The organism is Paraburkholderia sp. 22098, assembly GCF_052045935.1.
In the GTDB taxonomy this organism is placed as follows: Bacteria; Pseudomonadota; Gammaproteobacteria; order Burkholderiales; family Burkholderiaceae; genus Paraburkholderia; species Paraburkholderia caledonica.
In genome coordinates this window covers 42,930-55,205 of the sequence record NZ_JBQEPV010000007.1, presented here as the reverse complement: position 1 = coordinate 55,205, position 12,276 = coordinate 42,930, and the positions used below count along the sequence as shown (strand labels likewise).

Below are 12,276 nucleotides of genomic sequence, written 5' to 3'. Positions count from 1 at the left end.
TGAGAGAGGGCTGTGCTGTTGTAGCGGTGACGCGTAGAAAGATGGCGACCATGCTTCCGCAGAGAAGCAGTTCGCATTGCGCGGCACTAAAGAGCGGAAAATCTTGGGCTATGCACCGAAGATCCGCCGCGGGATGGGTCCGGCCGTCGTTGCCTTCCCTTCGGGAAAGGGCCGCGACGGCTAACCTTGTTGTAACGAGTCGCGGAAAACAAGCTGCTTGAGCAGCCTTACGCAGCGCCAGATTTCAACGGCGCCGTGACGAGAGAAGACTGGCCATCCACGGGGGTTCAAAGATGCACCACCACATTTTCGAAAGCGAGCTTGTTCATCTCGAGCGCGTGATCGCATGGGCGTCCCAGGAGCCTTTTTCACCGACCTATTGGCGCGACCGCGTCGAGCATTTGAAGACGAGTCCGCAAGCACCCATGTACCGGAACCGCATCGCCCGCCTGGCGCGCCTCCTCGCGGAACTCAAAGGATAGCTGCGGTCTTTGCAAACTGTTTGTTTGTCAGTGCGACGTTGCGCGGGTGTCGGGCGCCTTGCCGGCAACCAGGAGCGCGATTGTCGCCACGCAGAAAACAGCGCCTGCATAAAAGGTAGCCGTAGCCCCGATCTTGTCCCACAGCTCACCGGCAATGACGCTCGAAAGCAGCGTGACGACACCGCCCAGCAGGTTGAAAAAGCCAAACGCAGTGCCGCGTAATTGCGCCGGCGCGGTGTGAGAAACCATGGTCGCGAGCAGCCCCTGCGTCATGCCCATGTGCAAGCCCCACAATGCGACACCGAGCAGCACGATGCTCCAGTGGCTGCCGTGTGCAAGCACGAGGTCCGAGGCGATCAGCACGACGACGCCCGCGATCAGCAGCTGCTTGTGACTCATCGTGTCCGCAAGTTTGCCGAACGGATACGCCGACAGCGAATACACGATATTCATGGTCACCATGACGAGCGGAACCAGAGCGATGGGTACGCCACTGCCCATTGCACGCAAAACGAGGAATGCTTCGCTGAAGCGGGCGAGCGCAAACACAGCGCCAATGGCGACGACCCACCAGTAGCGCGCGCCCAGCTTCTTCAGATTCTCCAGCCGCACAGGATTGACGCGCTTCGCGCCCGCTTCACGCGCCGGCTCGTGGATGCCGACCATCAACAGTGCGACCGCCAGCACACCAGGAATGACGGCAAGCCAGAAGGCTAGCCGGAAGTTATCGGCCCACACCGACATGATGATCACCGCGAACAACGGGCCCAGCACCGCGCCAATGGTATCGAGCGACTGACGCAAGCCGAACGCGGCGCCTCTGAGGTGGACAGGTGTGACGTCCGCCACGAGCGCGTCGCGCGGCGCGCCGCGAATCCCCTTGCCGACTCTGTCGATGACGCGCGCGCTCACCACCACGCCGACGGTCGGCGCGATCGCAAAGAGCGGCTTGCTCAACGCGCCCAATGCATAACCGGCCACCGCGAGCCACTTACGGTTCCCGAGGTAGTCGCTCAGCGCGCCCGAAAACACCTTCACTATCGGCGCGGTCGCTTCGGCAATGCCTTCTATCAAGCCGATGGTCGCGGCGCTCGCACCGAGGCTCACTGTCAGGAACATCGGCAAAAGGCTATGGACGATCTCCGACGAGATATCCATGCAAAGGCTCACACAGCCGAGTACCCAGACGCTTCGTGGAATGCTCGAGAGGACGCTGATCCGGATTCTGGCTTGCATGGACGGGTTACCTTTGCAATTGCTCTCAGGACAGCGCACGAAGCCGGCCGGGCCAGAACATTTACTCCTGACACTGCACGTCTTTTCTCGGCACGGCGATAAGTACCGGATACGTGCCGTGATCCAGCTCGACGCGCGCGACCACGGTGATCATCGTGCTGTCGATCTGATCGTACACGCTGACCTGTTCGCGCTTAAGCGTGGTGATGCCGGTACATGCGGACGCCCGGCCCTCGTCGGAAATGCGGCATTGAATCGGGTTGTCGGCAATGTAGCGATATTTGTCCCGATCGGGCGTCGCGAGATATTCACGAACGCTCTGTTCCGACCCGCCCACGCCGGTCACTTTTCCGATCGCACATTGCAGTGCGCCCGTCTCGCCGTTCGCGGCTGTTTGAGCGTTCACGGCAGTACTCGCAACGGCCGCAGCAAGGATCAATGCAAAGTGGTATCTCATCGCGCATTCACGTTTGTCGGATCGAAGTGTTGAATTGTAAAGGTACCTGGGGCCGGACTGCCGGGAAGCCTGCGGCTGTGCATTCAGCGTGCAGCAATGCGGGAAGCTGCTCGGCCACACGATGCTGGACGGGCGTGCGCAACGCTCGCGACTCGTTGGCACACAGGATGCTGCGAACACGATACTCGATCCACCGAAAGCAACGCAGAAGGAGCCGCCCATGACCGAAACACCCACGCCCCAAAAACCCGATCCGCAACAGTCCGAAATTGGCCGCGGCACGCCGCCCGCGCGCACACCGGAGGCGCTTCCCGAAACCGACGTCCAGCCGGATCAGCAGCCCGTGCGAGACATACCGGGCGTCGGTGTGCCCGGTAGCCAGTCACCTGCTCCGTGAACCCGGTGTACATGGTCTATTGGTCGGAAGCGATAGACGACGCCATCGTGCCGCGCGCCGTATCCTTTGCCGCCGGCGCGATGGCTGAGGCGCTGTCATTTACCGAGACGTTGCGGCGCCGTCAGTCCTGCGGCGAGCCGGTGTGTTTCGTTACCCTTTGCTCGGAAAACCCGAACTCGGTGGGTCGGCCGGGCGTCGCCGATCCGCCCGCCGACTATGCGTGGAAGAAGCGCCGTCCGTAAGCGCCTCGGCATGCGATTGCGCAGTCGCAACACGCACGCGATGGCGGCATCGCGCGAAAACCCGCTTAACTCTGGAGGCACTCATGGCAAACGACAAGACCGAAGGCATCAAGGAAGAACTGAAAGGCATGATCAACAAGGGCATCGGCTCTATCACCGGCAACGAAGACAGGAAGCTCAAAGGTGAAGCGCAAATCACCGAAGGCGAAAACCGCAAGGATCTCGGCGATCAGCGTGAAAACGCCGAAAAAGGCAAGACGGATCCGGGCAACCCGTCGAATCTCTGACTGCATTGACGCGCTTCGGCGGCGGGCGATCCGAACCGGCCTGCGAGCGTAACCGGGGAACGTACATACCAGCATAATCGCTTGCCTAGTTGCGCTCGTGCGCAATCGCTACGATGGGCGGACCGTCAAAACGGATAACCATCGCGGGAGCCCATCATGAAGCGTTTTCACATCGCACTCGCTGTTGCGAGCCTCGACGAATCGATTGTCGACTACAGCCGCCGGCTCGGACAATCGCCCGATGCCGTCGTGCCCGGCAAATACGCGATGTGGCGAACCGATCTGCTCAACTTCTCGATCAACGAGAAACCGGAGCAAGCGGGTCAACTGCGGCACGTCGGATTCGAAGACGATACCGCCAACGCGTATTCAAGCAGCGTCGATGTGAACGGATTGGAGTGGGAGCTGTTTTCCGCCGCTGAGCAGGATGCGCGGATCGTCAGCACATATGGGGTGGCTGTGCGCTCAACGCAAGCGTAGGCGAACCTGGCATCAGCCTATAAAAAGCGCGCGGCAGTCATCGACTACTTAACCATGGTGCCGCTACGCGCACAGCACCATGGTCAAGGTAGGCCGCTATCCCGAGCGCTCACCTTCTTCCAGCCTGGACCCGGATCGAACGACTTCGTTGCCTCGGCTTTCGCGGCGGTCTGCGGGCCAAGATCACGCTCATAGATCTGCCCGGCATGACTCACCATGAAAGTCTTGATACCCGTATCTCCGTAACGCACCGGCCAGGCGATGATGGCGAAACCGCCGAACAGCTTGCCGTCGACAACGTAGTCATAGGCGCCGCCAGGCGCATGCGGTCCCTGTGAATAGAGCAGCTTGTAGTGATACCCGTGATAACCGGCGTTCTGGGTGTTGCGCGCGCTTGCATTAACGAACGCATCGCCGAGTGGACTTGGTGGGTCGTCCGGTCCCGTCGGCCAGTACAGACCGTCGTGTTTGCCTGGCGAGCTCACCATCTTCGACGCGTAGGCGAGCACGCCCTCGCCGTCGTGATTAGTCTGCGCGTATTCGCGTTGTGCATCGTAGATTGCGAGCATCGTCTGAATGACTGCCAGTTCGTTGCGGCCGATGCGTCGTTCCCGCATCTCTTCGGCGCCAGCGCGCGTGTCGAAGTGCCATCCCCGGTCGGTCTTCACGAGTGGGATCGGGAGCGTCCAGCCATCGTCGCCTACCGCGATCTCGGCGTGCCGCTTATCGATCGGCTTGATCGCATGCGACTTCGACCACATCGTGAGAAACGCATCCCGCACCTGCGCGCCAACGGGCGGAATCAGATTACGAAAGTCCTTGCCCAAGATGGTGCGCAATGCGTCCTCGCGGTCTTTAACAATTGCGTCACCAAAGGCATTCATTGCGGCCTCCGGAGTAGCGAAGTTCTGCTGCGCATGAGCCGCAGGCGAGATTGCCAACGCAAAAATCGCCGTGATTGCAAGGTTGGTAAAGATGGCAGTCAGCCACTTCCGGAGAACGTGTGAATAGAGTTTCATGGTTCCTGCTCCTCAGCGCCGCCCGCCGCGCATGCCTGATGTCGAAACTACTTTGGCCACATCTATGGCGAAACGATGAAAGTACCGGCTAACAGAACACGCTTACGAACTCGCACGGACTGACCGCTGCGCAGCGCGCTGCGTTCAACTCGCGCTGATTTCGTTTGAAAGCGGCTTGCCCGTCTCGAACTCCGTGACGCTTTGCAGGGTCGTCTCGCAGATGGTTGTCACCGCTTCGCGCGTGAGAAACGCCTGATGGCCCGTGACGATCACGTTCGGGAAGGTGACGAGCCGCTGGAGCACGTCGTCGGTGATGATGGTGCCCGACAGGTCACGGAAGAAAAGGTCCGCCTCCTGCTCGTACACGTCGATCGCGAGACCGCCCAGTTGCCCGCTCTTCAGCGCATCGATGACCGCTTCGGTGTCGATAAGCGCGCCTCGGCTCGTGTTGATCAGAAGCGCGCCTCGCTTCGCGCGCGCGAGCGTGCTGGCGTCGATGATGTGGTACGTCTCCGGAGTGAGCGGACAATGCAGCGAAATGATGTCCGCACTCTCGCCGATTTCCTTTGGCCGCGCATAGCGCGCGCCCAGCGCCTCGAATTCCGCCGATGGGAACTTGTCGTAGCCGATCACGCTGCAGCCGAAGCCCAGCATGATCTTCGTGAACACGCGCCCGATCTTGCCGGTACCGATCACGGCCACCACCTTGCCGTTCAGGTCGAAGCCCATCAGGCCGTCGAGAGAAAAGTTGAAGTCGCGCGTGCGGTTATAGGCACGCTGGATCTTGCGGTTGATCGCCATCAGCAACGCGACCGCATGCTCAGCGACCGCGTTCGGCGAATAGTTCACTACTCGCACTACCTTGATCCCGAGGTCCTGCGCTGCTTTCAGGTCGACGTTGTTAAAGCCGGTGCAGCGCAGCGCGACGAGCTTCGTGCCGCCGTGCACGAGCGCCTGCAGCACGGCGGCATCCGCATGATCGTTGACGAAGATACACACGGCGCCATGGTTCGCGGCGAGGCTGACCGTCTCGATGTCGAGCGGGACATCGAAATACTGGAGACGATGATGATGCCCCGCGTTCGCGGCATTCAGATACTCGCGGTCGTAAGGCTTGGCGCTGAAGACGGCTATGTCCATGATGATCTCCGTGGCAAATTGAATCAGGAGTGCCGGGTGCGATCGTTACGGCTGGTGATCGCGCTATCCACTGGCGAGCGCCGCGGCAACCTGCACGAACAGAATCTTTGCGATGGTCATCGACGGGAAAATCATCGCGTAGCCGACGTCCGGGCGGTCGGTCGGCGCAATGCGATTCGCAAAGGCGAGGATCGCGGGATTGCCCGTCGCGCCGCATAAGACGCCCACCGTCATGTCGAATGGCAGCCTGAAGATCCACAGGCAGACCGCCGCCGTCACGACGACGAGCGCGAGCAGGATGGTCACGCCATAGAGCAGAAACGACACGCCGGTTACGCCGATGGTCGCGAAGAATTTCGGCCCCGAAGCGATGCCTACCTGCGCGAGAAAGATGGTCAGGCCAAGGTTGCGCAGCACGAGATTGGCCGAGAGCGGCATCGTCCAGACGAAAGGTCCGAAGCGCCGCACCCTGCCGAGCACGAGTGCCACCAGCAGCACTGCCGCCAGCCCGAGCGCGAGCTTGCCGATGCCTGGAATGGATAGTGGAATCGCACCCGCCAGCAGGCCGAGCGCCGCACCGGCACCGATCGAGATGAAGCTCAGTTCGGCAGTACCCTTGATGGAGTCGCCGAAGAACGCACGAACCGCCTTGATCTGGGCGCGATCGAGCAGCAGACCGACGCGGTCGCCATATTCGAGGATGAGGTCCGGGTTCGGCATCAGGTCGGCGTCGCCCCGGCGCACGTGCGCAATAGTGCAGACGACGCCCTCGGGAAAGCGGATGTCGCGCAGCATGCGCCCGACCACGAGCCGGCTCGACGCGAACACACGCGCGTAGTCTAGGTCTTCGCGGTGACTCGTCATACGGCCCGGCTGCAGTTCGCCGAAAAGTGTCGTGGCCTCATGCAGCACGGCCGGGTCGGTGGAGGTCGCGAGCAGCACGTCGTCGGCACGCAGAACGAGGTCGTCGGCGGCCGGGCGGTTGCGGTGCTCGCGACGCACGGCCGCGATCGCCAGCCCGGTCGGCATACGCGCCACCAGCTGCGCCATGTTCAACCCGATAAATGCAGGATTGCGCAGAGCGATCTCGGCAGTTTCGATGAGCGGGGGCGGCGGGCGCACGATGTTCGGTTTAAGCAATGCACTAAGGGCATACAGGAAGAGAATCGGCCCGGCAACACCGAACGGATACGCGACGCTGTAGCCCACTGCCGGCCCGTCGCTTTTCACAGCGGCGATCGCGGCCTGCAGGCTCGCCGTGCTGGTGCCGGCACCGGCGAACATGCCGAGCGATTCGTCGAGTTTCACGCCGAAGAGCGGTACGAACGCTACCGCGACCAGTCCCGAGACGATCACGCCGAGCGCGGCGGCGGCGTTGGCCTTGAGGCCGTCCGGACTCGTCAGTCCCTTGAAGAACTGATCGCCATACTGGATACCAATACCGTAGAGGAACAGCAGAAGCCCGAATGTGCCGAGCAACGCGGGCGGTGCGGACTTCGGTGCGAAGCCGCCGATCGCCAGGCCGACGAACAGCACTGCGCCCGAGCCGAGCGACACTCCTTTAATGCTGATCTCACCGACCACGTATCCCAAAGCGACCGTGAGAAACAGCACGAAGAGCGGCTGCGTTTCGAGCAACGTCCTGACCGTATCCATGGCGTTTCCTTTTTGCCTTGGAGCGAAGACGCAGCAGCGAATGAGCCCCGCGCCTCCGGGACACGATCCCGCCACCAGCCTCGCGCTCGTCGGGGCATTCCGGCTGCGATCGAAGGCTTTTCGATTGTTGGAATGTGCAGCCCGAAGGCGCATCTACAAATTTATGTTCAATCCAATCGTGAAGACAATAGGACCATCGACCGATGTCGCGCACGCAGCGGCACCTGTAGGCTAGCTGTGGCAGTGTCACAATCCTGATATCGCTCACGGCTTGACGTCAGCGCCGCTGGACGCCGCAACGGCGCCCGGTACGCAGGTCCGCGGCGGAATACCCTACGGCCCAGGTCATCGGGGCAGTTCACGGCGCTCTCCAGACGAGTTCGCGCCGCTCGAAGCAGCACGTTTCAGCCGGGCGTCAAACGGAGTCGCGCCGATGAAAGCTCTTCAGCGTCCACTACGCATCGAGTTGGTCGCGCCTCTTTCGGGCGTCATGGTGCCGCTCGAAACCGTGCCCGATCCGGTCTTCGCACAGAAGATGGTCGGCGACGGCATATCGATCGATCCGACGTCGCAGGAATTGCTATCGCCGCTTCCCGGCAAGGTCACGCAACTGCATAGTTCCAGCCATGCCGTCACGATTACGGGCGCGAGCGGACTTGAAGTGCTGCTTCACATCGGGCTCGACACTGTATTGCTGCGCGGCGAAGGTTTCACCCCGCTCGTCAAGGAAGGCGACACGGTCGCGACGGGCCAGCCGCTGATCCGGTTCGATCCGGTCTACGTCGGCGCCAAAGCGGCCAGCCTGCTGACCCAGATGGTGATCGCAAACGGCGACCGCGTGACGCGCTACGTGCCCGCGAAAGGCCTCGTTACCGCAGCCGGCGACGTCGCACTGACAGTAGAGCTCGCCGACGATACAGCCAAAGATCAGACCGCCCGCACGACCGGCGCGATCGTCTCCGACGAGGTCACGCTGCCGAATCCCGCGGGCATGCACGCGAGACCCGCCGCGGTCTTCGTCGGCGCGGCGAAGAAGTACGAGTCCGAGATCCGCCTGCTGCACGGTAGCAACAGCGCGAACGCCAAGTCGATCGTGTCCGTCATGGGGCTCGCGACAAAGTTCGGCGACAGGGTACGCATCCAGGCCACCGGTCCTGACGCGGGAGAAGCCGCTAGCGTGCTTGCGCGTCTGCTCGCCGAAGGTTCGGGCGAAAAACCCGCCGACGCACCCGCCTTTCCTCCAACGAGTCTCGCGCCCACGAGTGGATCGTCTGGCGAGCCGGCTGTCGTCAAACGCGCGCAGCCTGCCGATGTCAACGAACTCACTGGCGTATCGGCTTCCCCCGGCCTCGCAGTCGGCAAAATCGTGCAGTTCCGCCAGCAGGTCATCGACGTCAAGGAAACCGGCGAATCGCCGCAGCGCGAACGCGTGCGGCTCGAAGCAGCCCACCACGAAGCGCGTCAGAACATCGAGGCGCTTAAAGCGAAACTCACCGATCCGTCGAAGGCGCAGATTCTCGACGCGCACCTGGAATTACTCGAAGACCCCGATCTCAACGGCATGGCGATCGGCAGCATCAGCGAAGGCAAAAGCGCGGGCTTCGCGTGGCGCGCCGCCTTCGAGCAGCAGGCAGCGACACTCGAAAAGCTCGACAATCCGCTGCTACGCGAGCGCGCGGGCGACGTCCGCGATGTCGGCCGGCGTGTGCTTGCGCTGCTGGCAGGCATGCAGCAGGCGCAGATCGACGTACCCGCCGACTCGATCCTGATCGCCGAGGAACTCTCACCGTCCGACACCGCTTCACTCGATCGAACCAAAGTACTCGGTTTCTGCACGACGACGGGCGGCGCCACGAGCCACGTCGCGATTCTCGCGCGCTCGCTCGGCATTCCAGCGATCTGCGGCATCGACGAAGATGCGCTGCAACTCGCCGACGGTACGCTCGTGGTGCTGGACGGTTCGCATGGCAGCTTGAGGCGCAACCCGAGCGCCGGCGAAGTCGAAAAGGCACGTGAGCGCATTAGCCGTCAGGCCGAAAAACGCGAAGAAGAGAAGCTCGCTGCGAGCAAGCTCGCCATGACGGCCGACGGTCACCGCGTCGAAGTCGTCGCGAACATCCGCAACGCAAAGGAAGCGCGCGATGCGGTTGCGGCCGGTGCCGAAGGTGTGGGCCTGTTGCGCTCGGAATTCCTGTTCGACGATCGCGACACCGCACCGTCCGAAGATGAACAGGCCAGCGAGTACTGCGCCGTTGCCGAAGCGCTCGGCCGCGAACGTCCGCTCGTGATTCGCACGCTCGACGCGGGTGGAGACAAGCCGCTCTCCTACATGCCGCTGCCGAAGGAGGACAACCCGTTCCTCGGCCTGCGTGGCGTGCGTGTGAGCCTCGATCGCCCAGACATTTTTCGCACGCAGTTGCGAGCGATTCTGCGCGCCTCTCCAATCGGCAATCTGCATGTGATGTTCCCGATGGTTGCCGCGATCGAGGAAGTGCTCGCAGCAAAAAAGATCCTGCTGGAAGAAGCCGGCGACCGCGCGAACAGCATCAAGGTCGGCGTGATGATCGAAGTGCCGGCCGCCGCGTTGATCGCCGAGCCGCTCGCGCGCGAAGTCGACTTCTTCTCGATCGGCACGAACGATCTGACGCAATACACGCTCGCGATGGACCGCGGGCATCCAAAGCTCGCCAGGCAGGCCGATGCGCTTCACCCGGCGGTATTGCGCCTGATCGGCATGACGGTCGAAGGCGCGCATAAGCACGGCAAATGGGTCGGCGTGTGCGGCGGCATCGCATCGGATGCGATCGCTGTGCCGGTGCTCGTAGGTCTCGGTGTCGACGAGCTTTCGGTCAGCGTTCCCGCCGTCGGTTCAATCAAGGCACAGCTCGCCCGGCTGACGATGGCCCAGGCGCGTCAGCTCGCCGCAGAAGTAGTGCGACTCGGCACCGCCGCGGAGGTCCGCGCCCTCCTCGCTCCGTTCGCCGAATAAGCAGTTCAACAGGAGACCGGCCGTGTTCAAACATGCGTTCGGAGTGTTGCAGAAAGTCGGCAAGTCATTGATGCTGCCGGTCGCCGTGCTCCCCGTGGCCGGCCTGTTGCTCGGCCTCGGCGCGACCGATTTCCACGGTTACGTGCCGGCCATCGTGCTCGCTCTGATGAAGAACGCGGGCGACGTGATTTTTGCCAATCTGCCGCTGATCTTCGCAATCGGCGTGGCGCTAGGCTTTACCGAAAACGACGGCGTCTCGGGCATCGCCGCAACGATCGGGTATCTCGTCATGACGGCTACGCTCGGCGTGATCGCCAAGGTGGAAGGCATCGAGCCCGACATGATCATGGGCATTCCGTCGATTCAGACCGGTGTGTTCGGCGGCATCCTCGCAGGCGGCCTCGCGGCCTGGATGTTCAACCGCTACTACAGAATCGCGCTCCCGGCCTACCTGGGATTTTTCGCCGGCAAGCGCTTCGTGCCTATCGTGACCGCAATCGGTTCGATCGTGCTCGGTGCAATCCTGTCCGTCGTGTGGCCGCCTATCGGCAGCGCGATCAAGGCCTTTTCACAATGGGCGGCGGTGTCCGACCCGCGCACTGCGGCAACCGTCTACGGCTTTGTCGAGCGTCTGCTGATTCCGTTCGGCCTGCATCACATCTGGAACGTGCCGTTCTTCTTCGAGGCAGGCAGCTTCCTCGATCCCACGACCGGCAAGGTGGTTCACGGAGACATCACCCGGTTCTTTGCGGGCGATCGCACTGCGGGCATCCTGGCGGGCGCGTTCCTGTTCAAGATGTTCGGCCTGCCGGCCGCGGCGATCGCAATCTGGCACTGCGCCAAGCCGGAGAATAAGGTCGCCGTTGGCGGCATGATGGTCTCGGCCGCATTGACCTCGTTCCTCACCGGCATCACCGAGCCAATCGAGTTCGCGTTTTTGTTCGTCGCCCCGGTGCTCTACCTTATCCATGCATGTCTCGCGGCCTCGGCGCAGTTCGTGGCCAACACGCTCGGCATGCGCATGGGCTTCACCTTTTCGCAGGGCGGCATCGACTTTCTGATGTTCAACCTGATCGGCAACAAGTCGACTCACGCGTGGTACGTCTTTATTCTCGGGCCGATCTACGCGGTGATCTACTACGGCGTTTTTCGTTTCGTGATTACCCGCTTCGATCTCAAGACGCCAGGCCGCGAGGACGACACCGTCGAAACCGCGAAGGTAAGCACCGCTGGCGTCGGCGGGCGTTCGCGCGAGCTGGTGCTCGCCTTCGGCGGCCGTTCCAACATCGACAGCCTGGACGCCTGCATCACGCGTCTGCGCATCTCGGTGAAGAACCCCGCGCTCGTCAATGAAGGCAAACTCAAGGCGCTCGGCGCCGCGGGCGTCGTGCGGGTCGGCAACGGGGTTCAGGCGATCTTCGGGCCATTGTCCGAAAACATGAAGACCGACATGCACGAATACCTGAAGACAGCCGGCAGCGAGGCCGATCTCGCAGCAGACGGAACGGCTGTCGCGGAGGCCGCCGCGCCGACTGCGACCGCGATCGGGAGCGCCCAGGCTTCGGCGCACAGCACGACGCAACAGGCGGAGCGTGTTGAAAAAATCCGCGCAGCGTTGGGTGGCGTCGCCAATATCCGGAAACTCGACGCGCTGGCGGCAACGCGGCTGCGTGTCGGGTTGCGCGACGCCTCACAACTCGACACCGCCGCACTGAAAGCGGCCGGCGTTCCCGCGACGCAAACGCTGACCAACGGCGAGTTCGATCTGATTGTCGGCCTCGACGCGCCAAACCTGGCAGGCGCGATGCGATAAAGCTCGCGAGCAACGGATAGCATGTGGTCGCCCGCATCGGTTTTATGCCGTCTCGGAGAGATCAGCCTTCGCGGGTCG

Annotated in this window: 11 protein-coding genes; 6 read left to right on the top strand and 5 right to left on the bottom strand. The window is 62.5% G+C overall.

The features are described from left to right. Window positions 1-509 precede the first annotated feature (509 nt). Together ACTJLB_RS16185 and ACTJLB_RS16180 are read right to left on the bottom strand one after the other, a co-directional pair. The gene (locus ACTJLB_RS16185; RefSeq protein ID WP_440783843.1) at window positions 510-1,718 is read right to left on the bottom strand and encodes an MFS transporter; all 1,209 of its coding nucleotides are present in this window, start codon (window positions 1,716-1,718) and stop codon (window positions 510-512) included. 61 nt (window positions 1,719-1,779) lie between these two features. Beyond that, window positions 1,780-2,175 (bottom strand): hypothetical protein, encoded by a 396-nt coding sequence (locus tag ACTJLB_RS16180; RefSeq protein ID WP_087752055.1) that lies wholly within the window; start codon window positions 2,173-2,175, stop codon window positions 1,780-1,782. Between the two features lie 220 nt (window positions 2,176-2,395). Between ACTJLB_RS16180 and ACTJLB_RS16175 the strand changes: the two genes are divergently transcribed. From ACTJLB_RS16175 to ACTJLB_RS16160, 4 genes are all read left to right on the top strand, one after another. Further along, complete coding sequence (locus tag ACTJLB_RS16175) at window positions 2,396-2,572, top strand: hypothetical protein (RefSeq protein ID WP_164701842.1); 177 nt, start codon at window positions 2,396-2,398, stop codon at window positions 2,570-2,572. A 5-nt stretch (window positions 2,573-2,577) separates the two neighbouring features. Beyond that, complete coding sequence (locus tag ACTJLB_RS16170) at window positions 2,578-2,814, top strand: hypothetical protein (protein WP_440783842.1); 237 nt, start codon at window positions 2,578-2,580, stop codon at window positions 2,812-2,814. Window positions 2,815-2,897: 83 nt separating this feature from the next. Then, the gene (locus ACTJLB_RS16165) at window positions 2,898-3,101 is read left to right on the top strand and encodes a CsbD family protein (RefSeq protein WP_020066882.1); all 204 of its coding nucleotides are present in this window, start codon (window positions 2,898-2,900) and stop codon (window positions 3,099-3,101) included. A 156-nt stretch (window positions 3,102-3,257) separates the two neighbouring features. Continuing rightward, complete coding sequence (locus tag ACTJLB_RS16160; protein WP_088174049.1) at window positions 3,258-3,581, top strand: hypothetical protein; 324 nt, start codon at window positions 3,258-3,260, stop codon at window positions 3,579-3,581. 83 nt (window positions 3,582-3,664) lie between these two features. On the opposite strand, the gene ACTJLB_RS16155 is transcribed toward ACTJLB_RS16160, so the two are convergent. The 3 genes from ACTJLB_RS16155 to ACTJLB_RS16145 all read right to left on the bottom strand — a co-directional run bounded on the left by ACTJLB_RS16155 (window position 3,665) and on the right by ACTJLB_RS16145 (window position 7,396). After that, window positions 3,665-4,600: a DUF2950 domain-containing protein gene (locus ACTJLB_RS16155; protein WP_440783841.1), complete on the bottom strand. Its 936-nt coding sequence runs from the start codon at window positions 4,598-4,600 to the stop codon at window positions 3,665-3,667. 144 nt (window positions 4,601-4,744) lie between these two features. Then, a complete protein-coding gene (locus ACTJLB_RS16150; protein WP_020066885.1) occupies window positions 4,745-5,740 on the bottom strand; it encodes a 2-hydroxyacid dehydrogenase in 996 nt (331 codons plus the stop codon). 63 nt (window positions 5,741-5,803) lie between these two features. Continuing rightward, on the bottom strand, window positions 5,804-7,396 hold the full coding sequence (locus ACTJLB_RS16145) for an aspartate:alanine exchanger family transporter (protein ID WP_204522025.1): 1,593 nt from the start codon (window positions 7,394-7,396) through the stop codon (window positions 5,804-5,806). Window positions 7,397-7,829: 433 nt separating this feature from the next. On the opposite strand from ACTJLB_RS16145, the gene ptsP reads away from it, so the two are divergent. Further along, window positions 7,830-10,385, top strand: a complete 2,556-nt coding sequence (ptsP, locus tag ACTJLB_RS16140; RefSeq protein WP_440783840.1) for a phosphoenolpyruvate--protein phosphotransferase — start codon at window positions 7,830-7,832, stop codon at window positions 10,383-10,385. Window positions 10,386-10,407: 22 nt separating this feature from the next. After that, window positions 10,408-12,198 (top strand): PTS glucose transporter subunit IIBC, encoded by a 1,791-nt coding sequence (gene ptsG / locus ACTJLB_RS16135; protein ID WP_440783839.1) that lies wholly within the window; start codon window positions 10,408-10,410, stop codon window positions 12,196-12,198. Window positions 12,199-12,276: the final 78 nt, after the last annotated feature.

Coding starts and splice junctions, on each gene's coding strand:
- ptsP (WP_440783840.1), top strand. CDS start 7,830: ATGAAAGCTCTTCAGCGTCCACTACGCATCGAGTTGGTCGCGCCTCTT.
- ACTJLB_RS16145 (WP_204522025.1), bottom strand. CDS start 7,396: ATGGATACGGTCAGGACGTTGCTCGAAACGCAGCCGCTCTTCGTGCTG.
- ACTJLB_RS16160 (WP_088174049.1), top strand. CDS start 3,258: ATGAAGCGTTTTCACATCGCACTCGCTGTTGCGAGCCTCGACGAATCG.
- ACTJLB_RS16165 (WP_020066882.1), top strand. CDS start 2,898: ATGGCAAACGACAAGACCGAAGGCATCAAGGAAGAACTGAAAGGCATG.
- ACTJLB_RS16180 (WP_087752055.1), bottom strand. CDS start 2,175: ATGAGATACCACTTTGCATTGATCCTTGCTGCGGCCGTTGCGAGTACT.
- ACTJLB_RS16185 (WP_440783843.1), bottom strand. CDS start 1,718: ATGCAAGCCAGAATCCGGATCAGCGTCCTCTCGAGCATTCCACGAAGC.
- ACTJLB_RS16150 (WP_020066885.1), bottom strand. CDS start 5,740: ATGGACATAGCCGTCTTCAGCGCCAAGCCTTACGACCGCGAGTATCTG.
- ACTJLB_RS16155 (WP_440783841.1), bottom strand. CDS start 4,600: ATGAAACTCTATTCACACGTTCTCCGGAAGTGGCTGACTGCCATCTTT.
- ACTJLB_RS16175 (WP_164701842.1), top strand. CDS start 2,396: ATGACCGAAACACCCACGCCCCAAAAACCCGATCCGCAACAGTCCGAA.